The organism is Tenacibaculum todarodis (genome assembly GCF_001889045.1).
Lineage (GTDB): Bacteria > Bacteroidota > Bacteroidia > Flavobacteriales > Flavobacteriaceae > Polaribacter > Polaribacter todarodis.
Genome location: NZ_CP018155.1, coordinates 534,482 through 558,673, shown reverse-complemented (window position 1 = coordinate 558,673; position 24,192 = coordinate 534,482). Strand labels below are relative to the sequence as shown.

General features: G+C 30.1%; 25 protein-coding genes. 10 read left to right on the top strand and 15 right to left on the bottom strand.

From position 1 onward, the window contains the following. Positions 1-9: 9 nt before the first annotated feature. Complete coding sequence (locus LPB136_RS02535) at positions 10-546, top strand: Hcp family type VI secretion system effector (protein ID WP_072554636.1); 537 nt, start codon at positions 10-12, stop codon at positions 544-546. A 7-nt stretch (positions 547-553) separates the two neighbouring features. On the opposite strand, the gene LPB136_RS02530 is transcribed toward LPB136_RS02535, so the two are convergent. The 3 genes from LPB136_RS02530 to LPB136_RS02520 are packed head-to-tail and all read right to left on the bottom strand — an operon-like array spanning position 554 to position 2,497. Then, positions 554-1,006 (bottom strand): DUF1569 domain-containing protein, encoded by a 453-nt coding sequence (locus LPB136_RS02530; protein WP_072554635.1) that lies wholly within the window; start codon positions 1,004-1,006, stop codon positions 554-556. Position 1,007: 1 nt separating this feature from the next. Next, positions 1,008-2,009: a DNA polymerase III subunit delta gene (gene holA, locus LPB136_RS02525; protein WP_072554634.1), complete on the bottom strand. Its 1,002-nt coding sequence runs from the start codon at positions 2,007-2,009 to the stop codon at positions 1,008-1,010. Beyond that, entirely contained in the window at positions 2,009-2,497 is a 489-nt protein-coding gene (locus tag LPB136_RS02520) for a P-loop nucleotide/nucleoside kinase family protein (protein WP_072554633.1), read from the bottom strand. The genes holA and LPB136_RS02520 overlap by 1 nt, the downstream gene beginning before the upstream one ends. 26 nt (positions 2,498-2,523) lie before the next feature. On the opposite strand from LPB136_RS02520, the gene LPB136_RS02515 reads away from it, so the two are divergent. Both LPB136_RS02515 and LPB136_RS02510 read left to right on the top strand, forming a co-directional pair. Continuing rightward, complete coding sequence (locus LPB136_RS02515) at positions 2,524-2,967, top strand: type I restriction enzyme HsdR N-terminal domain-containing protein (protein ID WP_072554632.1); 444 nt, start codon at positions 2,524-2,526, stop codon at positions 2,965-2,967. A 320-nt stretch (positions 2,968-3,287) separates the two neighbouring features. Beyond that, complete coding sequence (locus tag LPB136_RS02510) at positions 3,288-4,286, top strand: glycosyltransferase family 2 protein (protein WP_072554631.1); 999 nt, start codon at positions 3,288-3,290, stop codon at positions 4,284-4,286. A gap of 34 nt (positions 4,287-4,320) precedes the next feature. Here the strand turns inward: LPB136_RS02510 and LPB136_RS02505 are convergent, their stop codons facing one another. The 9 genes from LPB136_RS02505 to LPB136_RS02465 all read right to left on the bottom strand — a co-directional run bounded on the left by LPB136_RS02505 (position 4,321) and on the right by LPB136_RS02465 (position 12,078). Next, positions 4,321-4,941 carry an L-threonylcarbamoyladenylate synthase gene (locus LPB136_RS02505; protein WP_072554630.1) on the bottom strand — a complete coding sequence of 207 codons (621 nt, stop codon included), beginning with the start codon at positions 4,939-4,941 and terminating at the stop codon, positions 4,321-4,323. Positions 4,942-5,110: 169 nt separating this feature from the next. Beyond that, positions 5,111-5,812: a response regulator transcription factor gene (locus LPB136_RS02500; protein ID WP_072554629.1), complete on the bottom strand. Its 702-nt coding sequence runs from the start codon at positions 5,810-5,812 to the stop codon at positions 5,111-5,113. A 9-nt stretch (positions 5,813-5,821) separates the two neighbouring features. After that, complete coding sequence (locus LPB136_RS02495; RefSeq protein ID WP_072554628.1) at positions 5,822-7,393, bottom strand: sensor histidine kinase; 1,572 nt, start codon at positions 7,391-7,393, stop codon at positions 5,822-5,824. 109 nt (positions 7,394-7,502) lie between these two features. Next, entirely contained in the window at positions 7,503-8,093 is a 591-nt protein-coding gene (coaE, locus tag LPB136_RS02490) for a dephospho-CoA kinase (protein ID WP_072554627.1), read from the bottom strand. Next, positions 8,093-9,031 (bottom strand): CdaR family protein, encoded by a 939-nt coding sequence (locus LPB136_RS02485; RefSeq protein WP_072554626.1) that lies wholly within the window; start codon positions 9,029-9,031, stop codon positions 8,093-8,095. Before LPB136_RS02485 ends, coaE begins: the two co-directional genes overlap by 1 nt. 70 nt (positions 9,032-9,101) lie before the next feature. Next, the gene (gene yajC / locus LPB136_RS02480) at positions 9,102-9,416 is read right to left on the bottom strand and encodes a preprotein translocase subunit YajC (RefSeq protein WP_072554625.1); all 315 of its coding nucleotides are present in this window, start codon (positions 9,414-9,416) and stop codon (positions 9,102-9,104) included. Then, positions 9,416-9,892: a DUF1573 domain-containing protein gene (locus LPB136_RS02475; protein ID WP_072554624.1), complete on the bottom strand. Its 477-nt coding sequence runs from the start codon at positions 9,890-9,892 to the stop codon at positions 9,416-9,418. The genes yajC and LPB136_RS02475 overlap by 1 nt, the downstream gene beginning before the upstream one ends. Before the next feature lie 49 nt (positions 9,893-9,941). Next, positions 9,942-10,880 carry a transcription antitermination factor NusB gene (nusB, locus tag LPB136_RS02470; protein WP_072554623.1) on the bottom strand — a complete coding sequence of 313 codons (939 nt, stop codon included), beginning with the start codon at positions 10,878-10,880 and terminating at the stop codon, positions 9,942-9,944. A 103-nt stretch (positions 10,881-10,983) separates the two neighbouring features. Next, entirely contained in the window at positions 10,984-12,078 is a 1,095-nt protein-coding gene (locus LPB136_RS02465) for a Glu/Leu/Phe/Val family dehydrogenase (RefSeq protein WP_072556879.1), read from the bottom strand. A gap of 232 nt (positions 12,079-12,310) precedes the next feature. On the opposite strand from LPB136_RS02465, the gene LPB136_RS02460 reads away from it, so the two are divergent. The 3 genes from LPB136_RS02460 to LPB136_RS02450 all read left to right on the top strand — a co-directional run bounded on the left by LPB136_RS02460 (position 12,311) and on the right by LPB136_RS02450 (position 14,715). Beyond that, the gene (locus tag LPB136_RS02460; protein WP_072554622.1) at positions 12,311-14,065 is read left to right on the top strand and encodes an ABC transporter ATP-binding protein; all 1,755 of its coding nucleotides are present in this window, start codon (positions 12,311-12,313) and stop codon (positions 14,063-14,065) included. An 81-nt stretch (positions 14,066-14,146) separates the two neighbouring features. Next, positions 14,147-14,521, top strand: coding sequence for a PUR family DNA/RNA-binding protein (locus LPB136_RS02455; RefSeq protein ID WP_072554621.1), 375 nt, complete (start codon positions 14,147-14,149; stop codon positions 14,519-14,521). An 11-nt stretch (positions 14,522-14,532) separates the two neighbouring features. Continuing rightward, entirely contained in the window at positions 14,533-14,715 is a 183-nt protein-coding gene (locus LPB136_RS02450; RefSeq protein WP_072554620.1) for a hypothetical protein, read from the top strand. A 77-nt stretch (positions 14,716-14,792) separates the two neighbouring features. Here the strand turns inward: LPB136_RS02450 and LPB136_RS02445 are convergent, their stop codons facing one another. From LPB136_RS02445 to LPB136_RS02435, 3 genes are read right to left on the bottom strand one after another with little or no spacing between them, the layout of a single operon-like run. Then, positions 14,793-15,821 (bottom strand): isochorismate synthase, encoded by a 1,029-nt coding sequence (locus LPB136_RS02445; protein WP_072554619.1) that lies wholly within the window; start codon positions 15,819-15,821, stop codon positions 14,793-14,795. Further along, the gene (locus LPB136_RS02440) at positions 15,818-16,663 is read right to left on the bottom strand and encodes an alpha/beta fold hydrolase (protein ID WP_072554618.1); all 846 of its coding nucleotides are present in this window, start codon (positions 16,661-16,663) and stop codon (positions 15,818-15,820) included. The genes LPB136_RS02445 and LPB136_RS02440 overlap by 4 nt, the downstream gene beginning before the upstream one ends. Position 16,664: 1 nt before the next feature. Further along, complete coding sequence (locus LPB136_RS02435) at positions 16,665-17,081, bottom strand: PaaI family thioesterase (protein WP_072556878.1); 417 nt, start codon at positions 17,079-17,081, stop codon at positions 16,665-16,667. A gap of 70 nt (positions 17,082-17,151) precedes the next feature. Here LPB136_RS02435 and LPB136_RS02430 point away from each other — a divergent pair, with 70 nt between their 5' ends. The 4 genes from LPB136_RS02430 (at position 17,152) to LPB136_RS02415 (ending at position 24,116) form a co-directional block, all read left to right on the top strand. Continuing rightward, on the top strand, positions 17,152-17,643 hold the full coding sequence (locus tag LPB136_RS02430) for an IS1096 element passenger TnpR family protein (protein WP_072554617.1): 492 nt from the start codon (positions 17,152-17,154) through the stop codon (positions 17,641-17,643). A gap of 141 nt (positions 17,644-17,784) precedes the next feature. Next, on the top strand, positions 17,785-18,678 hold the full coding sequence (locus LPB136_RS02425; RefSeq protein WP_072554616.1) for an ABC transporter ATP-binding protein: 894 nt from the start codon (positions 17,785-17,787) through the stop codon (positions 18,676-18,678). A 69-nt stretch (positions 18,679-18,747) separates the two neighbouring features. Then, the gene (locus tag LPB136_RS02420; RefSeq protein ID WP_072554615.1) at positions 18,748-19,593 is read left to right on the top strand and encodes an ABC transporter permease; all 846 of its coding nucleotides are present in this window, start codon (positions 18,748-18,750) and stop codon (positions 19,591-19,593) included. A gap of 47 nt (positions 19,594-19,640) precedes the next feature. Continuing rightward, the gene (locus LPB136_RS02415; RefSeq protein WP_072554614.1) at positions 19,641-24,116 is read left to right on the top strand and encodes a T9SS type B sorting domain-containing protein; all 4,476 of its coding nucleotides are present in this window, start codon (positions 19,641-19,643) and stop codon (positions 24,114-24,116) included. Positions 24,117-24,192 lie beyond the last annotated feature (76 nt).

Below are 24,192 nucleotides of genomic sequence, written 5' to 3'. Positions count from 1 at the left end.
AGAAATATCATGAAAACAATACAGTTATTATTTATAAGTTTATTTTTATTCTCAATTACAGTTAATTCTCAAAGCAAACAAGAAAACCCAATCACTTCTAGAACCGTAATAGGATATCTAAAAATTCCTAATATAGAAGGAGAATCTAAGTCTTCAGAATATAAAAATGAAATAGAAATTTTTGGTTTAGCTTCATTAATTGAAAAAGCTGGTAAAATTGTACCAGGTAGAGGGAGAAGTCAATATAGAGCTGAAATGTCTCCAATTTCTCTAGTAAAAAAAATTGATGCAGCAACACCATATATAATGTTAGCTAATCTTCAAGGAAAATCTTTTAAAGAAGCAATAATAAGTTTAATTAAAAATGAATCGAAAGAACCTTATTTAATCTTAACTCTCAAAAAAACTACAATAAATAAACATCAATTAGATGCCAGTTCTAATCGTCAAGAAATTGTTTCTTTAAGTTTTGAAAAAATCACTATTAAATACATTAATAACGGGCAAGAACATGAAGTAACTTATAATTTAGCCGGAGGAGCTTAATAAATATTTAAACCCCAAATTGCGTTAAGTGATGCTCTAAATGTTTATAAAAAGAATTATTCCATTCTGTAGCAGATAATTTACCAAAAGAATGAGATTCTTTGCCTTCAAAATATTGCTCACCTAATTCTTGTGTTTTAGTTATAAAACCTATTAAACGCTTCTTTTCTGCTTCAAATTCTCGTTCATCAGAAATTATAAACTGTGGAGCCGTTTTACTATTTTTTGAATATGGTTTTTCTGAAACTACAGCTTTTTTCACAAATAACTTTAACATCAATTTTACAAAAGCATTTGGTTTTGGGTGTTTGTCTGTATAAACCATTTCATAAATAACACAACAATGTGCTAACATTTGTGAAACAGACATCTTACCCCAATTTGCTTGAGTTTGCGGTGTTAACTTGTTAATTCTCTCAATTACTTCGTTAGTAACTTCTTTCTTAAAAATATTTTTCATTTTAATGCAAAATTTTGAATAATAACTCTTTTAAAATATCACTTTGGCTTTGGTTTGCGCCAACACCTTTACTTTTAACATCTGCATCTCGAAGCAATGCAATTACTTGTGCAACTTTTCGCATAGGAAAGCTTTTAGCAGCTGTTGTATAATCTCCCACAAAATAAGGATTTACACCTAAATTTCGTGCAATATTTGCTTTCGACTTATCCTTTAAACCATGATATAAAAGTAGTTTGGTAAAGAAACCATTCAATGTAGAAACAGTAACAATAGTTGGGTTTTTCTTTGGATTTTCACAGAAATAATTAATTATTCTGTTCACTTTTACCACATTTTTATCTCCAATTGCTTTTAGCAACTCAAAGTTGTTAAAATCTTTAGAAATTCCAATATTTTCTTCAATATGATTTGGTGTAATTATAGTTTCAACAGGTAAAACTGAGGTTAATTTATCCAATTCATTAGAAATCTTACTTAAATCGTTTCCTAAAAACTCCACCAACATGTGCGACGCTTTTGGCTCAATCTGATATTTTTTTCCGCTTAAAACTCTACGAATCCAATCAGAAACCTGATTCTCATACAACTTCTTACTTTCATAAATCAATCCATTTTTAGCAATCGCTTTGTAGGCTTTTTTACGTTTGTCTAATTTCTTGTATTTGTAGTTTAAAACTAAAACCGTTGTAGGTTGCGGATTGGCAGCATAACTCTCTAACTTATCAATTGTACGCGCTAAATCTTGTGCTTCCTTTACAATTAAAACTTGTCGTTCTGCCATCATTGGGTAGCGTTTAGCAGAAGAAACTATCTCTTCTATAGAAACATCTCTTCCGTACATAACTACCTGATTAAAGCCTTTTTCAGCTTCATCTAACACGTTTTTTTCTATATATTCAGAAATCTTATCAATATAATAAGACTCTTCTCCCATTAAAAAATAAATAGGTTTAAGGTTCCCATTATTAATGTCTGATATAATATGTTTTACGTCGTTCATTATTCTTCTATAATTACTGCATTTAACAACTCTGTTTCCGTTAGAGTTTCAAACCAATTCTCCATAAATTCAAAATTATCCTCACTTACCTCAAACTCAAAAGTTGCTCCTTTTTCTAAGTTACGTTTTACAACACGCTCTTTTCTTATCTCTTTCGGAATGTCTAAAAAATGAGTTTTAACTTCAATATTATTTTCTTTAGCAAATTGCCTATATTTTTCTCTATGTTTAAATTTAGAAAGACCAACATCTAAAATAGCATCTACACCAGTTCTTTCTAATTGTAAAATTAAATCTTGCATTAAAAGCTCTGCTCTATCTATTCTTTCTAAAAACCATTCTAAACCATCTTGGTCGGTTTTATCAGGAAAAAACAATATTTTATTCCATTTATCTAAGGTAAAAACCACGCCATTTATTTCAAGTTTTAACCTATTAGCATACGTAGATTTCCCTGCGCCAGTATTGCCAACTAATAAATGTATCATATCTGATTTTTAATTACTTTTGATTGATGCAAAAACTCAATCTTCCTACATATCCGTTTAAGCTCAAAAGTAACGAAAATAAGACGCTTATTTTTGATAAATTGAGAAAAAAAAATGTGGTTTTAACTCCAGAAGAATGGGTACGTCAACATTTTGTTATGTATTTAATTGAAGAAAAGAAATATCCAGTTTCTTTAATTGCCATTGAAAAACAGTTAACTATCAACAATCGTAAAAAAAGAACTGATATTTTAATTTTTAATGCGGAAGGAAAACCAGATATTATTGTAGAATGCAAAGCGCCAAAAATTAAGATAACACAAGATACTTTTGATCAAATTGCACGTTACAACTTAAAATTAAATGCAAATTACTTAATTGTAACCAACGGATTGGAACATTTTTACTGCAAAATGGATTTTGAAAATGAAACTTATATCTTTCTAAAGGAAGTCCCTAATTACAAGTAATTCTTTTTGGGCGTTACCACAAGGGTCGCGCTTTCCACTATATCTTTTTATGCTGATTTTATTTCAGCATCTGTTCTTATTTATAGGTGTTTTTATTTTTTATGATAAACACTGAAACGAGTTTACCATAAAAAGGATGCCGTTTCAATCGCTAACGCGCGTACTTGCTATTGCTTTTTTATAACCCTTTTAGTTAATAAATTCTCACAAAAGTCAGCATAGATTCCTGCCTACGCAGGAATGACAAACATAAAAAAGCTGTACAATTATTATGAAAAATTTAAACTTTTAAACCGACTTAAAAGCTTAATTTTGCGACCTTGAAAACAGCAATAGTCATATTAAATTGGAATGGAGAAAAACTACTAGAACAGTTTTTACCTTCAATTGTGAATTTTAATTCGCCAGATGCTACTATTTATGTTGCCGATAATGCTTCTTCAGACAATTCAATTAATTTTGTAAAAACTAACTTTCCTTCAGTAAAAATTATTGAAAACACAGAAAACGGAGGTTATGCAAAAGGATATAACGACGCTTTACAACATATTGAAGCAGATATTTATTGTTTAATAAACTCAGATGTAGAAGTTACCAAAAACTGGCTCTCTCCTATTCTACAGGTTTTTAAGGAAGAAGAAAATACGGCTATTATTCAACCAAAATTATTAGATTTTAAAGACAAATCTAAATTTGAATACGCTGGTGCTGGTGGCGGCTTTGTAGATTTATATGGTTATCCATATTGCAGAGGACGTGTTTTTAATGATTTAGAAACCGATAACGGACAATTCAATGATACTTCAGAAATTTTTTGGGCTTCTGGAGCTTGTTTTTTTATTCGCTCTAAAGTGTACCATCAATTAGGTGGTTTTGATGAAGATTATTTTGCGCATCAAGAAGAAATTGATTTATGTTGGCGTACACAAAACGAAGGTTTTAAAGTTAAATATGTTGGTACTTCAACTGTTTATCATGTTGGTGGCGCAACGTTACAAGAAAGTAATCCGCATAAAACATATTTAAATTTTAGAAATAGCCTGCTTACTGTTGTAAAAAATGTGCCAACACAATGGTTTTTATTTGTGGTTTTTTCTCGTTTAATTTTAGATGGAATTGCAGGAATAAAGTTCTTATTTGAACTAAGACCAATACACACTTGGGCAATTATAAAAGCGCATTTTAGTTTTTATAAAAACTTTTTTAAATTCTTTAACAAGCGTAGAAAACTACAACGTCGTTACGAATATAACTTACACACTTCAGTAGTTTGGCAATATTTTGGATTGGGAAGAAAAGAGTATAAAGATTTGAAGTAAGTTATCAACTTTATTACTTTGCAACTTTGTAACTCTAAAGAATATCTAAACTTCCTTTTCCTTCTCTTATAACTTCTGGTTCATCTGTAGTTAAATCTATAACTGTAGATGCGTAATTATCTCCAAAACCACCATCAACTACTAAATCTACTTGGTTTTGCCACTTCTCGAAAATTAATTCTGGATCTGTAGTGTATTCTAAAACGGTATCTTCATCATGTATAGATGTTGATACAATTGGATTTCCTAATGCTTCTACAATTGCACGTGCAATGTTATTATCTGGAATTCTAATTCCTACCGTTTTTCTTTTTTTGAATACTTTTGGTAATGAATTACTTCCCGGTAAAATAAAAGTATAAGGTCCTGGCAAGGCACGTTTTAATATTTTGTACGTTGCTGTATCTATTTGCTTTACATAGTCTGAAAGATGACTTAAATCGTTACAAATAAATGAAAAGTTTGCTTTTTCTAGCTTTACTCCTTTAATTTTAGCAATCTTTTCTAAGGCTTTTGTGCTTGTAATATCGCAACCTAAACCGTAAACCGTATCGGTTGGATAAATTACTAATCCGCCTTTTTGTAGCACTTTTACTACTTTTTCTATTTCTTTAGGATTAGGATTCTCGTTGTATATTTTTATAAATTCTGCCAAGTTCTAGGTTTTAGTTAAAAGTAAAAACTTTCAGCCTGATAAACAAGCTGAAAGTTTCTTTTTATTATTGTTGCCAGTAAAATTGCTTAGCCCCGATTGTAGTGACATCCTTTTGCTTTTTTGCAAAAGATATAACGAAAAGCGGGAAACAGCTTCTAAAAAAAATGTTTTAAACTTTTTCTACCAATCTAAATCCTTCTCCGTGAATATTTAAAATTTCAACATTTTCGTCTAGTTTTAAATACTTACGTAGTTTTGCAATATAAACATCCATACTTCTAGAAGTGAAGTAGTTATCGTCTCTCCAGATCTTTGTTAATGCTAATTCTCTTGGCATTAAATCGTTTTTGTGAATTGCTAACATGCGTAACAATTTACTTTCTTTTGGAGATAATTTTTGCGGTTCTGCAGTTTCTCCAATAGACAAGTGACGTAACTTAGAATTGAAGAAAAATTTACCGATATTAAACTCAAATTGCTCCGTATCTGTAGTTGTTTCGTTTTCTTTACGTTGTAAAATTGCTTTTATTTTGTGTAATAAAACTTCAGAATCGAACGGTTTATTTAAATAATCGTCTGCTCCTGCTTGGTAACCTTTTAGTACATCTTCTTTTAACGTTTTTGCTGTTAAGAAAATAATTGGCACTTCTTTGTTGGTTACTCTAATGTCTTTTGCTAATGAAAAACCGTCTTTACGAGGCATCATTACATCTAAAATACACAAATCATAATCTGAGTTTTTAAACATAATTAAACCTTCAATACCATCTTTAGCATGTGTTACATTATAATCATTTAATGCTAAATAATCTTTTAAAACTGTTCCAAAATTTGGATCGTCTTCTACTAATAATATTTTTTTAATGCCCATAATATTTGTTTAAATTAATGGTAATTTTACTGTAAACGTGCTTCCTTTTCCTTTCTCACTCTCTACAAAAACTGTTCCGTGATGGTTTTCTACTATTTCTTTTACGTATGCTAAACCTAAACCATGACCTTTTACGTCGTGTATATTACCTTTTTGTTCTCTATAAAATTTATTAAACACATTTTTTTGTGCTTGTTTACTCATTCCTATACCTTCATCTTTTATTTTAAAGATAAAGAATTTATTTGTGCTTTCTGTTATTACCTCAATTCTTGGTTTATCTTCGGAGTATTTTAAAGCATTCTCTAACATATTTACCACAACATTTGTTAAATGAAACTCATTACCTAACACTTCTGTTGATATTGCTTTAAATGTTGTTTTAATTGAACCTTTTTTATCTTCAACTAATAAACTTACATGTTCTATAGCTTCTTCTATTATGTCTGTTCCATCTACTGCTTCCTTACTAATATCTAGTTGATTTTTTTCTAATCTAGATATTCTTAAAACACTTTCTACTTGACCGTGCATTCTTTTGTTCTCTTCACGAATCATATTTACATACCTTTTAACCTTGTCTTCATCATTAATAATCTTTGGATTTTTAATGGCGTCTAACGCTAAATTTATGGTTGCAATTGGCGTTTTAAACTCATGCGTCATGTTATTTATAAAATCAGTTTTTATTTCTGATATTTTCTTTTGACGTATTAATTGATATAATGAACTTGAAAATGCTACTATAATAATAAATATAAAAAATATTGAAAGCAATAAAATTGACATCAATCCAGATAACAACTCTTTTTTTCCTTCTGGAAAGGTTATGTACAACTTATAATTACTATTTCCATTTTCGTCTTCAAAAAGCGGGTAATAAAAACCTTCATTAGGTTGAATTTTAAAATATCCAGATTTTAAAGATGTTGCCAAACCATCATCGTAAACACCATATTTAAACCCTTGAACTATATTACGTTTTGCTAATTCTTCTTTAATAATTAAGTTTAACTCACGATTTCTAACTCTCTGATTAATTGGTTTAATTCTTTTACTTTGATTAAATAAGCTTACAAACTGTTGTCTTTCTAAATTTGAATAGTCTTTAAAAACTGAAAACCTTTTTTCATCAAAAACTGGTTCAAACTCTTTAGGATTGGAACTTTTTATCATTCTAGAATGAAAAGTATCTTCTCTACCAGAATATTTTTTTAAAATTACTTCATCATCATTTAAAAATCCGGCTGGGATTTTAAAATTTTCTTCTAATATTGTTGCTCCAAATGTAAACTTCTCTCTTCCTGTAGTATCTATTTGCTCCCACAAAAAGCTTTTCATTTCAGCATCTGTTCTATATCTATTATTTTCAAAGAACTTACTATACTTTATTGTAAACTGGGATTCTTCTTTTTCTTTAATTGCCTCAGAAACACCTGCTAAAGCAACTGTAACATCACTCTTAAATTGTTTTTGCTTACTAGCAATTGCGTCATTAATCCAATAGACCTGAACAGCTATAATACCAATTAAAGATATGCTCATTAAAGCAACAATAAGAATGAAGATTTTCTTACTCATTATTCAAAATTAGCGCATTAAAAATTAACAAAAATGGTTTTTAACGTTGATTAACAAAAATACTGTAGTTTTAAGAGTATTTTAACAAAAACAGTACATATTTTCTAACCTAAAGCAGGTTTTGTGTTAATTTATTATGGATTTTTAAGACTTGCTCTTTTGTTTTAGTTAAAGAAACATTACAAATAATGTAGTTTGATTGTAGTGTTTTCTTACTGTCTTTCCATTGATTTTTCATCCTATTTCTCACTTCTTTTTCCGAAGTTTTATCTCTAGAAATAACACGATCTATTTTTACTTTTTCTGGTGCAGTAACTGTAATTATTTTATCGCAAAAAACATCGCTTCCGTTTTCAAAAAGAATTGCATTTTCATATAAAATATAATCTTTATCTGTATTATTTTTAATAAAACTTTCTAAGTGATTATACACAACAGGATGTACAATTGCATTTAAAGTTGCCAATTTTTCTTTGTTCTTAAAAACAATATTGGCTAAGAACGGTCTGTTTAATTTATTGTCTAGATACACTTCTTCTCCAAATTCTAAAACAAGTTTTTCTTGTATAACTTTAGAACTATTCATTAACTTTTTAGCCTCTTCATCTGCTATATAAGTTGCTATACTACCTAACCCCTTAAAGAGTTTTAAAACAGTAGACTTACCGCTTCCAATTCCGCCTGTTATGCCAACTACCATTATTTATGTATTAGATATTCAATTTTATCTGGCGTAACTTTTACTGAAGAAACTTCACTAGATTTTATATGTACCTTAGGAATTAAATAAGACAACTCATTTTCTACTGCTTGTTTATAATCACATACAACTTCAAAGGAGTCTGCGGTTACATTTCCAAAGTTTTTAAGTCCAACAATATAAGTTACTTTAACTGTTTTAGGAAAGGTATTTAGAGTAATTCCAAACGGAACATTTTCAACTTTAAAAGGAACTTCAAAATTACCTTCAGTAAATTTATCTACTTTTCCAGATACACTAACTTCCGTAGCACTAAACTTAGTATTTACAATGCTTTCAGGTAATTTTAACGACACGTTTTTAGAGAAATCTCTATTTAAACCTTCCATTTTAAATGAACTTATTGCAATATTCTGAATACTTTTTAACTGAAATTCTGGTCCAGAAATAGTAATACTATCGGGTTTAATTGTTACTTTTTCAGACAAATTATAACCTGGTTGAAATTGCAAATCTAAATTTGCTACAACTGGAACTTTCTTTGTTGCTAAACTTCCTATTTTTAAAAACAGTGTGTCTTGTAAAATACCTTCTAAAGTAAGACCAGAAGCTAATTGTTTTTGTATTGCTAACTTTTGGCTCTCTGGTAAAAGATAAAAATCTGTTGCATTTTTTTGACGCAACTTGTCGGTATTTAGTAGTATCTTTTTTGAAGAGATATTTGCTGAAAACAATTTAAATCCTGTTGCTTTAATAGCTAAACTTATATTTTCTTGTGGTTTTTCTTCCAGTAATTTATTTTGAGGCAACTCTTGATAATCCACACTATAAGAAACCGAAGAACTGTATTCTTTAGACATATTAATAAGTAGCCAAATTAATAATGAAGCTACTAAAAATCCAAAAAATGCTTTTGGTATGTTTCTTAAATTTTCCATTTATAGTGCAATCTACATAAAAACAAAAAAGTGAGCAAAAAGCTCACTTTTTATCAATTTAAAAATTGATTTATTTTTTAACAGCTCCTGAAAAGCGTTTGCTTAATTCCATAGAAATAGCTGAGCGTTCAAACTTAATTTTTCCTGCTCCAGTTTCTATAGTTACTGTACCTTCTGCGTCGTTTAAATCCACTATTTTTCCATGAATTCCACTAGAAGTTACAACTTTAGCGCCTCTTCTTATTTCTGCTTGAAATGTTTTTTCTTTTTTTGCTTTATTCATCTGTGGACGAATCATAAAGAAATATAAAACACCAATCATTGCTACAAATGGCAGCATACTCATTAAACCACCATTTGCTTGTAAAAATATACTTGCTATCATTATACGCTTGGTGTTTTAGCTTTAGGTGTAACCATTCCTACAACTTTTACAACTTCTCTACCAGTTGCGGTATTTGTAAATAATGTTACCGCTTTAGATTGTCTGTTAGGTTTTCCATTAGTATTAAAACTAACTTTAATTTCCGCAGATTCTCCTGGAGCTATTGGTGTATTTCTTGGCCAAGTTGGAACTGTACAACCGCAAGTTGCTGTTGCATTAGTTATTACCAAATCAGATTTACCTGTGTTAGTTACTACAAATGAAGTTTCTACAACATCTCCTTCATTTACAGTTCCAAAATCGTGCTCTAATCTATCAAAAGCTACAACTGGTGCACCTTTACTAATATCGTTATCTCTTTTTTGAGCGTTTACAACATTTTCTTGTTTTACTTTAGATGCTGCATTTGTTTCTTTACATGAAACAAAAACTCCTGCTGTTAATACAAATGCTATTGCTACTATTGCTTTTTTCATTTTTTAAAATATTTATTTTATGGTGATAAAATTACTAAATTATTTTGAACTACATTAATCCTCTTCCCATTTTAACCATTTTTTTGGTTGCTAAATAGTCTTTAGATAATTTGTCTAAAACGCCATTTATAAAATAACCGCTTTTTTCGGTTGAATAATCTTTGGCTAATTCTATATACTCGTTTATGGAAACTCTACTTGGTATTGATGGAAAATGCAAAAACTCTGTTATTGCCATTTTTATTAAAATCATATCGATTCCTGCAATTCGATCGCTTTCCCAGTTTGGTGTTTTATCTTTTATATCATCTTGATATTTGTGATGATTTAAAATTGCTTTTTTAAATAATTGAGAAACAAAATCTTCATCATCTTGGTCTTTATATAACTTACCTAACTGAAAAGCTCTTCCTTCTTTTTGTTTGTTTAGAGATTTAAGAACCCAAGTGTTTACAAACGGAATATCATCTACCCAAGAAATCATGGTATCTTCGTAATAATCTGCTAATTTTTCATTTGGAGCAATAATCTCTCTATAAAAATCGATTGCAAAACTTCTATCCACATTAAATGAATCTTCAACAGTATTAATGTACTTAGCATATAAATCGGAGTTTTGTAACTCTTCCCAAATAATCTTTACATACTCATCATCTAATTCCCAGTTATTAAGACCGTTAAGTTCTTTATAACCATCAAAAGATACACTTTCAGTAATTGAATTAATTACCCTGTTGTTTATAAATTTTGTGTTTGGGTTTAAATCTTCCTTAGTTGCTAAGATTTTCTTTTTTGCAAGTTCAATTTTTTTATGTGCTAGTTTTTGTACTTCAACCATAAGTTGAATTTGTAACACATATAAATCAAACATTTTTTGAATGCTAAATTTTAAGAATTTCTCTTCCTTAATTAAATCGTCGCTATTAGATTGTTGCATCGCATACATCGATTGCATAACTTTAACGCGAATATGTCTTCTATTAATCATTATAAAGAACTGAACTAGGTTTAAAAAAAGCGCATTAGAATTATTTCTAATGCGCTACAAAAATATGGGTTTTTTATGATTGAATTATAAAGAAATCGATAATTTATTTCGATTCTTTTCTAGTATCAATTCTTTTCTGTGCAATATTAAAAGCTGCACCATGTGTTGTTATATTTTCTTTTTCTGATAAGTTGAAGATTTCTAACGTTGTATTGTAAATATTTTCAGTTTTTTTATTGATTTCATCTCTTCCGTAACCCTCTAATTCTGCATAAACATTTATAATTCCTCCTGCATTAATTAAAAAGTCTGGAGCATAGGCAATTCCCTTTTCTTTTAATAATCTTCCGTGTTTTAACTCATCTGCTAATTGATTGTTTGCTGCACCAGCAATTACTTTTGCTTTAATTTGATTTATAGTTGCATCATTAATTGTTGCTCCCATAGCACAAGGCGCATAAATATCTACATCTAAACCATAAATATCGTTTCCTAAAACAACATTAGCTCCGTATTTTTTACTTAATTCTTCTAAACGAGCTTCGTTTATATCATTAATTATTACTTGAGCACCTTCATCAGTAATATGTTTTACTAACGTTTCTCCAACATGTCCAACTCCTTGAACAAGTACTTTTTTACCGTCTAGGTTTTCCGTACCAAATTTATATTTAGCAGCAGCTTTCATTCCCATATAAACACCATAAGCAGTTACTGGAGAAGGATTTCCTGCACCTCCAAGACTTTCAGAAACACCTGTTACGTGAGGAGTTACTTCTCTAATAACATCCATGTCGCTTGTTTCCATTCCCATGTCTTCCGCAGTAATATATTTACCACTTAAAGAGTGCACAAACTCGCCAAAACGACGCATTAATTTATCATTTTTCTGCGTTTTAGCATCTCCAATAATTACTGCTTTTCCTCCACCAAGGTTTAATCCAGTAATTGCAGCTTTATAAGTCATTCCTCTAGACAAACGTAACACATCATTTAATGCATCCCATTCACTATTATATTGCCACATTCTAGTTCCTCCTAAAGCAGGTCCTAAAACAGTATTATGTATACCAATTATTGCTTTTAATCCTGTATCTTCGTCATTGCAAAAAACAATTTGCTCGTGATTGTTAAATGAAAATTGACCAAAAACCGGGTCGTTTTTTAAGTCTTTTGTATCAATAATTTCTGATGTCATTTTTATAAATTTAATTTTATAGTCTAAATTCTGATATTCATAAAATATCATCAACAAAAATATGATATTAATAAAACACACGCAAAAAAAGACTTCACATTTATTGTATATTTAACAAGAACACATTTTAAAACGCAATTTTAAACACACATATTTAACATAAATAATAAGGTTTAATATACTATTTTTGTAAACTGATATACGTTATATAATAAATTAAACATTCTACTAGTTGAAAGCACTTCAATACTTAAATAAATACTTTTTAAAATACAAATGGCGCTTATTATTAGGAATAATAATAACCTTTTTATCAAAAATACTAGCCTTAGAAATACCAAGAATAATTAGCAACTCTTTAAATGCTGTTGAAGATTACCAATCTGGAAAAATAACTGATTTGGAAATTGTAAAGACTGAACTACTTAATAATGTTCTCTTAATTATTGGTATTGCTTTATTATCTGGTTTTTTCACGTTTTTAATGAGACAAACCATAATTGTTATGTCTCGTTTAATTGAATTCGATTTAAAAAACGAAATCTATCAACAATACCAAAGGTTATCTATAAACTTCTACAAGAAAAATAGAACAGGAGATTTAATGAACAGAATTAGCGAAGATGTTTCTAAAGTACGTATGTATTTTGGACCTGCAATTATGTACACGTTAAATATGATTATTTTATTTATTGTAGGTTTTCAGCAAATGTATGCAATGGCACCAACGCTTACAATGTATACGTTAATTCCGTTTCCGTTATTATCTGTTTCAGTATTTTTAATAAGTAAAGTTATCAATATAAGAAGTACGGTTGTACAACAGTATTTATCAAAATTAACAACATTTAATCAAGAGTTTTTCTCTGGAATAAATGTGGTAAAATCTTACGGAATAGAAACTGCCGTTATTAAAAATTTTGATGCTTTAGCAGACCAAAGTAAAGAGAAAAACATTTCCTTATATAAAGTACAAGCACTATTTTTCCCTTTAATGGTTTTATTAATTGGTGTTAGTAATTTAATTGTAATTTATATTGGAGGGAAACAATATATTGAAGGCGAAATACAAATTGGAGTAATTGCTGCCTTTGTTTTATATGTAAATATTTTAACGTGGCCAGTTGCTATTGTTGGTTGGGTAACTTCAATGGTACAGCAAGCTGAAGCTTCTCAACAAAGAATAAATGAGTTCTTAGAACAAGTTCCAGAAATTAAAAATAACACTACACAAAGAACCGAAGTTAAAGGAAATATTGAATTTAAAAATGTATCATTAACGTATGATGACACAAATATTACAGCATTAAAAGATGTAAGTTTTACTGTGAAATCTGGAGAAACCGTTGCCATTCTTGGTAATACAGGAAGCGGAAAATCTTCAATAGTAAATTTAGTTTCTCGTTTATATGATACAACTAATGGAAGTATTTTATTAGACAATACTCCAATACAAGATTGTAACTTAGATGATGTTCGTAATCAAATTGGATTTGTACCTCAAGATCCTTTTCTGTTTTCAGATACAATTGAGAACAATATTAAATTCGGAAAAGAAGACGCTACTGAAGAAGAGATAATTGAAGCTGCAAAAAATGCTGTAATTCATAACAATATTATTGAATTTAAAGACGGATATAAAACCATTTTAGGGGAACGTGGTGTTACACTTTCTGGCGGACAAAAGCAAAGAACTTCTATTGCCAGAGCTATTATTAAGAATCCTAAAATTTTAGTTTTTGACGATTGTTTATCTGCTGTAGATACTGAAACAGAAGAAAAAATCTTATCTAACTTAGAAAAAGTATCAAAAAACAAAACCACTTTTATTATTAGCCACAGAGTTTCTTCAGCAAAAAATGCCGATAAAATTATAGTTTTAGATGAAGGAAAAATTGTTCAACAAGGAACTCATAATCAACTAATAACAACAGAAGGTTACTATAAAGAACTATACGAACAACAACTTTTAGAAAAAGAAAATTAATCTTTAACATTGCTAAATAAAATATTTTATTAGATTTGTTTCAGAAAATTACAATAAATAACTACTATTAATAAGAGAATTATGAGCGAGAGAGTTGAACAAGAAGAAATCTTTTCACAAGTATTAAGAGCAGGACGTAGAACGTATTTTTTTGATGTTAGAGCAACAAAAGCAGACGACTATTATTTAACAGTAACAGAAAGTAAAAAGTTTACACATGATGATGGATCTTTCCATTATCAAAAACATAAAATTTATTTATATAAAGAAGATTTTTCTGATTTTACAGAAATGCTACAAAAAGCAACTGACTTTATTGTAAATGAAAAAGGTAGCGAAGTAATTAGCGAACGTCACCAAAAAGACTTTAAGAAAGAAGAAGAAACTGTAGAAACTACCGAAGAAACTACTGCTTCTACAGAGAGTTTTACTGATGTTTCTTTTGATGATATTTAAAACCAGCTAAGATGAACACAAAAAAAGAAAATTTTATTATTGATTTAGCGATTAACAAGTATCAGTTATTATCAACTAAAGAGAAATCTATTATTAATTTAGGTATAACTCTTTTTCTAGTTACTTCTGTTATTGGGAGTTTCTACAGCGGAGGAGAAATAATTGGAACATTTCTTTACAACATATCTCATTAAAATATTTAAGAAACTTTTAATTCAAGTTTATTTTACACAGAAAAGGCCACTAGCAATTTGTTAGTGGTTTTTTTAATTTACAAAACTTTTTTCATAACCCTTGTTTTAGCAACGGTTTCCTCCCACTCTTTTAAAGGATTACTATTTTTTGTGATTCCACCTCCAATATAAATGCATGCATTATTAGCTACAATTTCCATACAACGAAGGTTTACATAGAAATTAGAATTTGTATTAATTTCACCAAGAAAACCAGTGTAAAAACTACGTTTATAATTTTCGTTTTCTAAAATAAAATCTCTTGATACTTCTAAAGGTAAGCCACAAACTGCAGGAGTTGGATGTAATTTAGAAATCAGTTCTAAACTATTCGTTTTAAGTTCTCCCGAAATTTTGGTTTTTAAATGCAGTAAGTTTCCAGCCTTTATCGTTTCAACTTCAGCAACTTTCAATCTATTTACAACTGGCTTTAAGTTATCAGCAATATAATCTGTAACAAATTGCTGTTCTTCAATTTCTTTTTGTTGCCAAGTAACAGCTACATTTCCTTTATAAGTTTGTGTTCCTGCTAAAGACATTGTTTCAAACTGATTGCCTTTAACTTTTAACAACGTTTCTGGAGTAGCTCCAAACCATAAACCAACCTTGGGATGAAACCAAACATACACCATTGCATTTTCGTATAAACTTAGTAACTTTTTAAAAACAGTAATCAAATCAAAATCGGATAGTGGAACCAACTCTTTTCTTGATACAACTACTTTTTTAAAATCGTTATTTTCAATAGCATTTATAGCCTTTTCAACTAGTTTAATATGGTTTTCTTTTGAAGAAGAATCGTCTAAAAATTGAGTTCTAAAAGTTAATTCTTCATCTATACAAAACTCTTCTTTTTGAAATTTAGAAGACTTCCCTGGAATTAAAACAGCCTTTTCTTTTCCTTCAAACGGAGCAAAAACAAAGCCATTTTCAGTAAGTTTATCAGCAAAAAATAACTCTTCTGTTTCTTGTAAATATGAAGAAATAATAGTTTCGTTAGGTTTTCTATAAGCTACAAAAGGCAAGTTTTGTTGATATTGCTCAGCTATTTTATCAAAAATATTCAATCTATATGGGTTAAAAGTTGTTCTTTAATAAATTCAAAATTAGTCCAAACTAATGCATGACTTGCATCTTTTATGGTAATTAATTCAAACTGTTGAGCAGGAAACTGTTTTTCTAAAAACTCTGAATTAGAATACGGAACAATCCAGTCTCCAGTTCCATGTATACTTACAATTTTATTTGGATTTGATTTCCAATCACTTTCAAAATTTTCTAAATCTGCTTTATGAGAGAGTTTTTCTTTAGAGGCTTGTTGCCAAATGCTCGGCACCAACCAACGCGTTAACTTCCAATTGTATAAATTTAACGCCCAAGGCATTGGTTCTACTTTACTGTAAACTGCTGGCGCTAATAAAATTATTTTTTTAAACCTTTTTTTAGTGGCTAATGTTATTGGGCCACCGTAAGAATAACCAACCAAAATAGTTTTTTCTGGTTTTAAATTACTCACTAAATCTTCTAACAGATCTCGTTCAAAAGCTATATTTTCTTGGACATTATTTTTATCCTCAAAATTATAACCAACTCTATCATAAGAAATCATATTTACTTTAGTTTGCAACAAACTATCCTTCATATAGCTACTAAAGTCCAAACAAGAACCTATAGTTCCATGCACAAAAACCAAAGTTGGTAAAACAGTGTCTTTCTGTAAAGTAAGTTTTCTGTATTCAAAATTTTTAAATTTCTCTATTGAGAGAATAGGTTTAATTCTACTAGCTGTAAAATCTTGAAGAACTTTTTCATCAGAATTAGGAGAAGTAAAACTTACAAATGCCCAATATGCTCCAATAAATAAGAACAAAAACAGTACACCTGTTATTTTAAGAATCTTCTTTAACATTTTATTTTTTATCTAAAATAATATTAGTCAACTTACAAATTGAAATAAGATTTCCTTCCTCATCCTCTACTCTAATTTCCCAAAGATGTGTAGTTCTACCTTTGTGTATTGCTTTTGCCGTTGCAAAAACGGTTCCTTCACGTATGCTTTTTATGTGATTGATACTTAGTTCAATTCCATTAATAAGTTTACTAGGATCATTTAAGAAGAAAGCAGAAGCACAACTTCCAACAGTTTCTGCAATTGCAGCTGTTGCGCCACCATGCATTATTCCGTAAGGTTGATGCACTTTAGATGTAACAGGCATTTTTGCAGTTAAAAAATCTTTACCAACGGCTACAAACTCAATATCAAGTGTTTCCATTAGTGTATTTTTATTTAATGAATTTAATTTCTGAAGATTTTTTTCTGTATCCATTTTTTGAAAGTTTGAGAAGTAAAAATACGTAATAATTGCGTACTTTTGCATAGAATTTCAAACATAAATAATGTATAAAATCCGCGTAATTTTAGATACTAAAGAAGACGTAATTCGTACTTTTTTAATTGATAAAAGTGTAACCCTAGAAAAATTACACACAACAATTGCTAAAGCCTTTGGTTTTGGCGGTCAAGAAATGGCGTCTTTTTACAGAACAGATAACGAATGGAACCAAGGCGAAGAAATTCCGTTATTTAATATGGATGAAATTGGAGAAGGTATTTCTATGGCTACAGAAATTTTACACGAAACTCTTACTCAAGAAAGTGATAAGCTAATTTATGTGTACGATTTCTTAAACATGTGGACTTTTTATGTTGAAGTTATTGAGATTTCTGATGAAATAATTTCTGAAACAAAACTTATATTAACTGTTGGAGAAATTCCTTCAGAAGCACCAGAAAAAGAATTTAAAGCCGAAGACTTAAATGCCAATTCGGATGATGATTTTGAAGATCCATTTGATGATATTGACGATTATGATTTTTATCAGAATTAGTTTTTAGTTTTTAGTTTTTAGTAAAAATGAAAAACATTAGCTAATTCAACTTTGTTACTTTTAATCTTTACAACTTTCAAACTCTTTTGTAACAAATTTGTAAATTGTTCGTCGTATTAACAATCGACTAAAACAATTTCTTTGGAAACAATCTTATCTTTAAAAAACCTCGACAAAAAATTTGGACAGGTTCACGCAGTAAACAATCTTTCTTTTGATATTCAGAAAGGAAATGTTTACGGAATCTTAGGGCCTAACGGAAGTGGAAAATCTACAACTTTAGGTATTATTTTAAATGTTGTTAACAGAACTTCAGGAGATTTTTCTTGGTTCGACGGAACGTTATCTACACATGAAGCCTTAAAAAAAGTGGGTGCAATTATAGAGCGACCAAACTTTTATCCATACATGACTGCAACTCAAAACTTGCAATTAATCTGCAAAATTAAAGGTGTTTCTTATGATAAAATTGATGAAAAACTAAAAATTGTAAACCTCTTTGAACGTAAAAACAGCAAGTTTAAAACCTATTCTTTAGGTATGAAACAACGTTTAGCAATAGCATCTGCATTATTAAACGATCCAGAAATTTTAATTTTAGACGAACCAACAAACGGCTTAGACCCACAAGGAATCCATGAAATTAGACAAATAATACAAGAAATTGCAGGTAACGGAACTACCATTTTACTAGCTTCTCACCTACTTGATGAAGTTGAAAAAGTTTGTAGCCACGTTGTTGTTATTAGAAACGGAGTAAAATTATATAGCGGAAGAGTTGATGAAATGACTGCTTCAAACGGTTTATTTGAACTAAAAGTAGATGGAGATGAAACTGCTTTAAATGACATTCTTGCCAATCATCCTGCAATAGGAAGCGTTAAAAAAGACCACGATTTAATTATAGCCAATTTAAAAACAGAAATTTCTGCATCAGAACTAAACAGCTTCTTATTCCAAAAAGGAATTTCAGTTTCGCATTTAGTGAAGCGTAAGCCAAGTTTAGAACAACAGTTCCTAGACTTAACAAGCTAAATTTAAATCAAAAAAACTGAATATCAGTTCGAGCGCAGTCACGAACCAATTCAACCTAAAACTAAACACATGTTTCGATTACTTACTATAGAATTTCATAAATTAAAACACAACAGAGCAAGTAGAGTTTTGTCTATTATCTATTTCGGATTGCTAACTTCCATAGCATTAATTGCTGCAATACGCTTTAACATTTTTGGAGAAACCATTCATTTAGCTGACCAAGGAATTTTTAATTTTCCGTATATCTGGCATTTCAACACGTACGTTGCAGCAACAATGAAATTCTTTTTATTGCTAGTTATTGTGTCAATGATGGCAAATGAATACAGTAATAAAACATTGAAACAAAACCTTATTGATGGTTTAAGTAAAAAGGAATTCATCTTATCAAAATTCTATACAGTTATTGCTTTTGCTCTAATTTCTACAATTTTTGTTTTTGTAGTTTCATTGATTTTAGGTTTAATTTACTCTGATTATAACGAAATCGGAATCATTTTTTCTGATTTAGATTATATTTTAGCCTTTTTTGTAAAACTAGTTGGTTTTTTCTCTTTCGGATTATTTTTAGGAATTTTAGTAAAAAGATCTGCTTTTGCCGTTGGAGCCATGTTTATTTGGTTAATTATAGAAAACATGTTTAGAGGCTTTTTATACTACTCATTTAGAGGAATAAAAAACGCATCAGAAAGTATAGATCCAATTATGCAATTTCTTCCATTAGAATCTATGACTAATTTAATAAAAGAACCAGGTAGTAGATTAGGTGCTGTAAGAACTATGGCCGAAAAAGTTGGAAGTGGTTTTAGTAAGGATTATTCAGTACAATTTTTAGACATTGTTATAGTTTGCACGTGGACATTTATCTTTATTTACCTCTCATATGCATTGTTAAAAAAGAGAGATTTGTAATACTTTTTTCCTAAATTTGAGGTTTACACAAGAAACTACCTCATAGAATGAAGAAACTACTACCTCTTATATTTTTATTTTTAACGTTTAATTTATTTGCTCAAAAAGAAGCCAATATTTGGTATTTTGGAAGAAATGCAGGTATAGATTTCAGTACAACACCTCCAACAGCATTAACAGATGGACAACTTAACACTCTAGAAGGTTGTTCTTCTTTTTCTGATAGTAACGGAAATTTATTATTTTATGTAGGAGCTCCTAACTCAGCAGATAATAGGTTAACTGTTTGGGATAAAAACCATAATATAATGAATTATACTAATGGAAACATTGGTAACAATTTATTAGGTCATACTTCAAGTACCCAATCAGCAATGATTATTCCTAAACCAGAATCAACAACAATCTTTTACTTATTTACTGTTGATGATGGACCAGGCAGTGGTGGTGCAGAAGGAATGAATTTATACACAATAGACATGTCTTTAAACGGTGGTCTAGGGCAATTAATTGACGAAGATGGTGATGGCGATTTTTTTGAAGATTTATCGGACATCAGAAAAAATGATTGGACTGAAAAAGTAGCAGCAGTCAGGGGTGCGAATTGTAATGAATTTTGGGTTGTATCAGTAGTAAACAATACTTTTTTTTCTTACCAAGTAACATCAAGTGGGGTAAATTTAACACCAGTTACTTCACCTGTTTCAACTCCAGCTCAACGTAGAGGTTATTTAAAGTTATCTCCAGATGGCTCAAAATTAGCAATTGCAAATCAAGATAGTAATGCAATGGTATATAGTTTTGATAATAGTACAGGTAGAGTCTCTAATGATGGTATTATTTTATTAAATACAGGTGGAGATGGACAACCCTATGGAGTAGAATTCTCAATTGATTCTAAAAAACTTTATTTCTCTACAGTTTCTTCATTTAGACAAGATTTAAGTGAACCAGAAGTAACCTATAGACTTTTTCAGTTTGATTTAATAGCAACTGATATTCCTGGATCAAAAAGCGAAATTTACAGAAATAATAATGGATTTAGAGGCGCATTACAATTAGGGCCAGATGGTAGAATTTATGCTACAATTCCACAAGCATATGATGACCCAAATGGAGATGCAAGGTTTTTGAGCGTTATTGAAAACCCTACTGCTAATGCAACTGATATTATTTTCACACAAAACGCTATAGATCTAGGGGGTAGAACTGCAACTCAAGGACTTCCTCCTTTTATTTCTTCTTTATTGTTAGGAATAGAGCTTACAGACACTACAAACAACCAAATAATTAGTGATGAGATTGTGCAATATTGTTTGACAGAAAATATTTTAATACAACCAGAAGCGGTTACTCCACAAACAGGTACAACTGTAGATTATGAATGGACTTTTGACGATGGAACAACAACTTCTATAATTTCAACAACTAGAGATTTAACGCTAAATAATATTCAGTTTAATAATGCTGGAGAGTATACCTTAACAGTTACACTTACAGATGAATGTGGAAACCCAACGAAACTTGAAGGTACTTTTACGATTGAAGTTTATAATAATCTTACTCCTGTAGCTCCAACTGACATTAATTTTTGTGATGATGATGGAGATGGCTTACAAGCTTTTGACTTTCAAACAGATCTTACACCAACAATTTTAAATGGTCAAGATCCAACACTTGTTGAAGTTGTTTATTATCCTACCGAAAATGATGCTTTAAACAATACTGCTCCTATAACAAACCCATTTACACCTACTGCTTTTTATGATGGTCCTATTTGGGTTAGAGTACATAATCAAAGAGCTCCAAACGCTTGTAATGAAGTTTATTCTTTCAACTTACAAATTACCGGAGAACCTGTTGCGCAAACTCCAGATGATATTGTTGCTTGTGATGGAGATGGAACTGATAGTGTAGACAATGATGGTTTATATGATAACTTTATTTTGAACACAAGAGATGCACAAATTTTAGGAGCTTTAAGTGAAACCCAATATACAGTTTCATATCACACTTCTTTAGCTGATGCACAAACTAGCGCAACAACAAATGCTATTGATAAAAACACAAATTACCAAAGTGGAAATGATATTATCTTTGTTAGAGTTGAAAACGTAGACAACGTTAATTGTAATGACACTTCTCAATCTTTTGAGTTAATTGTAAATCCTTTACCTACGCCTGTAGATGTTACAATTTTGCAATGTGATGACGATGCAGATTTAGTAGCAGACATTAACTTAACATTAGAGCAAGAAAACATATCTACAAACCATACAAACGAAACATTTGAATATTTTACTACACAAGCAGAAGCAATTGCAGGAACGCCAGTTATTGCAAATCCTATTGCATATAACGCAAGTAATGGAGACCAAGTTTGGGTAAGAACAATATCTACTGAAAATTGTTATAGAATTACAACAATAGACATTATTATTTCTTTTGCTTCAGATGTTCCTTATAACAGAAACTTTATAGAATGTGATGATTTCTTAGATTTAGATGGAAATGATACTCCAGGAGCAAACGATGATACTGATGGCATTGCTACCTTTGATTTTTCTGCTGCCACTTCAGAAATACTTGGACATCCTTCTTTAGCAGGCGCTTTAAATTTAGATGTAAAATATTTTGAAACTATTGCAGATAGAGCTTCAGAAATAAACGAAATCTCTGACATTTCTAATCATAGAAATAATAACGATCCTGCTTATGCTAATTTACAAACCATTTATGCTAAAATTATAAATACGGTTAATAACGATTGTACTGGTCTTGCTGAACTTACTTTACAAACAACTCCGGTTCCAGTAGCAAATGCTATTAATCCTGATAATGAATATGAATTATGTGATGATTTTGTAGATGCAGATGGCTCAAACGGAATTATTCAATCTTTCGATCTAGAAAGCCAAACTGCAGCTATTTTAGGTTCTCAAGATCCTTTAGCTTATACAATAACCTATCATGAATCCGCAGCAGATGCAACTTCTGGAGCTAATCCTTTAGCATCTCCTTACACAAATATTACTAGAGATAGACAAACTATTTATGCACGTGTATCTGGTAATGGTTGTTATTTTGATAGATATAGTTTTGATATTGTTGTAAATTCTCTTCCAATTGCCAATCAATTAAATATGGCAAATACTCTTGAAGTTTGTGATGATGATGCAGATGGCTCAGCTACAAACGGTTTTGTTCAAAATATAGATTTAGAAACGCTAACAACAACAATTTTAGGAACTCAAGACCCAACTAATTTTACGGTTACTTATCATACTTCTTATGCACTTGCACAAACGGGTGCTATTCCAATTACTGGCATGTATTCTAATACAACACAAGGTGGCGATACTGTATATGTGCGTATTGTAAACAATACTACAACCTGTGTTAATGATACTTTTAATTTTCAAGTTCTAATAAATGCAGAACCGCTTGCTAATCCAGATAATTTAGTTTCTAACTTATCTGAATGTGATAACGATGCTGACGGTGATGATGCTAATGGTTTTGTACAAAGTTTTGATTTGGAAAGTCAAATACCAGATATCTTAGGTGATCCAACAGTACAAGATGAAGACGATTTTAATGTAACCTTTCACCTAACGCAGGCAGACGCAACCGATGGAAGTGCTCCACAAAGCTCTCCGTTTACCAATACTGATATAAATCAACAAACAATATTTGTTCGTATTGAAAACAAAGCTACTGGTTGTGTTAATGACGATTTAACTTTTGATGTTATTGTAAATTCTTTACCTGATTTTGTTGTAACATCTCCTCAAATTGTTTGTTTAAACAATCCTCCATTAACATTAACCGTAGAAAATCCAAACGATGTTTATACGTATCAATGGTTTGATGCTAGTGGAAATCCCTTAGGAACAGCTATTACACAAGATGTAACTGTTGGTGGAGATTATAGTGTTACTGCTACAACTACCAATGGAACAATGTGTCCTAGAACAAGAACTATTACTGTTAACGAATCTAATATAGCAACAATAACTGATGATGATATTACTATTGTTGATGATTCTGAAAACAACTCAATAACAATAAACGATAGTAATTTAGGCGAAGGTGATTATGAATTTGCTTTAATTGATGAAAACGGATTTACCATTGTTAATTATCAAGATGAAGCATTTTTTGATGGTCTAAATGGTGGAATTTACACAATTCATATTCGTGATAAAAATGGTTGTGGAGTTACCACACATACAGTTCCTGTTATAGAATTTCCTAAATTCTTTACTCCAAATAACGATGGAATTAAAGATGTTTGGACAATTAAAGGAACTAATGCTACATTTTTCCCAATCAATACAGTTGTTATTTTTAATAGACAGGGGAAAATTATAAATCAGTTTAATATTAACGCTTATGGTTGGGACGGTCATTATAAAGACAAAGCAATGCCATCCAATAATTACTGGTTTAAAGCAACACTTGTAGATGCTAAAGGAATTACCAGAACGCGTTCTGGATACTTCTCTTTGATTAGAAGATAAAAAATCAGGAAAAACACCCTTTTTTAAATATGTAAAACACTATTTAATAGATTTTTATTAATTTTGCAGAGTTAAA

What these genes read in the sequence shown, in the direction of transcription:
- LPB136_RS02535 (WP_072554636.1), top strand. Translation starts at nt 10, where the DNA reads ATGAAAACAATACAGTTATTATTTATAAGTTTATTTTTATTCTCAATT.
- LPB136_RS02530 (WP_072554635.1), bottom strand. Translation starts at nt 1,006, where the DNA reads ATGAAAAATATTTTTAAGAAAGAAGTTACTAACGAAGTAATTGAGAGA.
- holA (WP_072554634.1), bottom strand. Translation starts at nt 2,009, where the DNA reads ATGAACGACGTAAAACATATTATATCAGACATTAATAATGGGAACCTT.
- LPB136_RS02520 (WP_072554633.1), bottom strand. Translation starts at nt 2,497, where the DNA reads ATGATACATTTATTAGTTGGCAATACTGGCGCAGGGAAATCTACGTAT.
- LPB136_RS02515 (WP_072554632.1), top strand. Translation starts at nt 2,524, where the DNA reads ATGCAAAAACTCAATCTTCCTACATATCCGTTTAAGCTCAAAAGTAAC.
- LPB136_RS02500 (WP_072554629.1), bottom strand. Translation starts at nt 5,812, where the DNA reads ATGGGCATTAAAAAAATATTATTAGTAGAAGACGATCCAAATTTTGGA.
- LPB136_RS02495 (WP_072554628.1), bottom strand. Translation starts at nt 7,393, where the DNA reads ATGAGTAAGAAAATCTTCATTCTTATTGTTGCTTTAATGAGCATATCT.
- coaE (WP_072554627.1), bottom strand. Translation starts at nt 8,093, where the DNA reads ATGGTAGTTGGCATAACAGGCGGAATTGGAAGCGGTAAGTCTACTGTT.
- LPB136_RS02485 (WP_072554626.1), bottom strand. Translation starts at nt 9,031, where the DNA reads ATGGAAAATTTAAGAAACATACCAAAAGCATTTTTTGGATTTTTAGTA.
- yajC (WP_072554625.1), bottom strand. Translation starts at nt 9,416, where the DNA reads ATGATAGCAAGTATATTTTTACAAGCAAATGGTGGTTTAATGAGTATG.
- LPB136_RS02475 (WP_072554624.1), bottom strand. Translation starts at nt 9,892, where the DNA reads ATGAAAAAAGCAATAGTAGCAATAGCATTTGTATTAACAGCAGGAGTT.
- nusB (WP_072554623.1), bottom strand. Translation starts at nt 10,880, where the DNA reads ATGATTAATAGAAGACATATTCGCGTTAAAGTTATGCAATCGATGTAT.
- LPB136_RS02465 (WP_072556879.1), bottom strand. Translation starts at nt 12,078, where the DNA reads ATGACATCAGAAATTATTGATACAAAAGACTTAAAAAACGACCCGGTT.
- LPB136_RS02455 (WP_072554621.1), top strand. Translation starts at nt 14,147, where the DNA reads ATGAGCGAGAGAGTTGAACAAGAAGAAATCTTTTCACAAGTATTAAGA.
- LPB136_RS02450 (WP_072554620.1), top strand. Translation starts at nt 14,533, where the DNA reads ATGAACACAAAAAAAGAAAATTTTATTATTGATTTAGCGATTAACAAG.
- LPB136_RS02440 (WP_072554618.1), bottom strand. Translation starts at nt 16,663, where the DNA reads ATGTTAAAGAAGATTCTTAAAATAACAGGTGTACTGTTTTTGTTCTTA.
- LPB136_RS02435 (WP_072556878.1), bottom strand. Translation starts at nt 17,081, where the DNA reads ATGGATACAGAAAAAAATCTTCAGAAATTAAATTCATTAAATAAAAAT.
- LPB136_RS02430 (WP_072554617.1), top strand. Translation starts at nt 17,152, where the DNA reads ATGTATAAAATCCGCGTAATTTTAGATACTAAAGAAGACGTAATTCGT.
- LPB136_RS02420 (WP_072554615.1), top strand. Translation starts at nt 18,748, where the DNA reads ATGTTTCGATTACTTACTATAGAATTTCATAAATTAAAACACAACAGA.
- LPB136_RS02415 (WP_072554614.1), top strand. Translation starts at nt 19,641, where the DNA reads ATGAAGAAACTACTACCTCTTATATTTTTATTTTTAACGTTTAATTTA.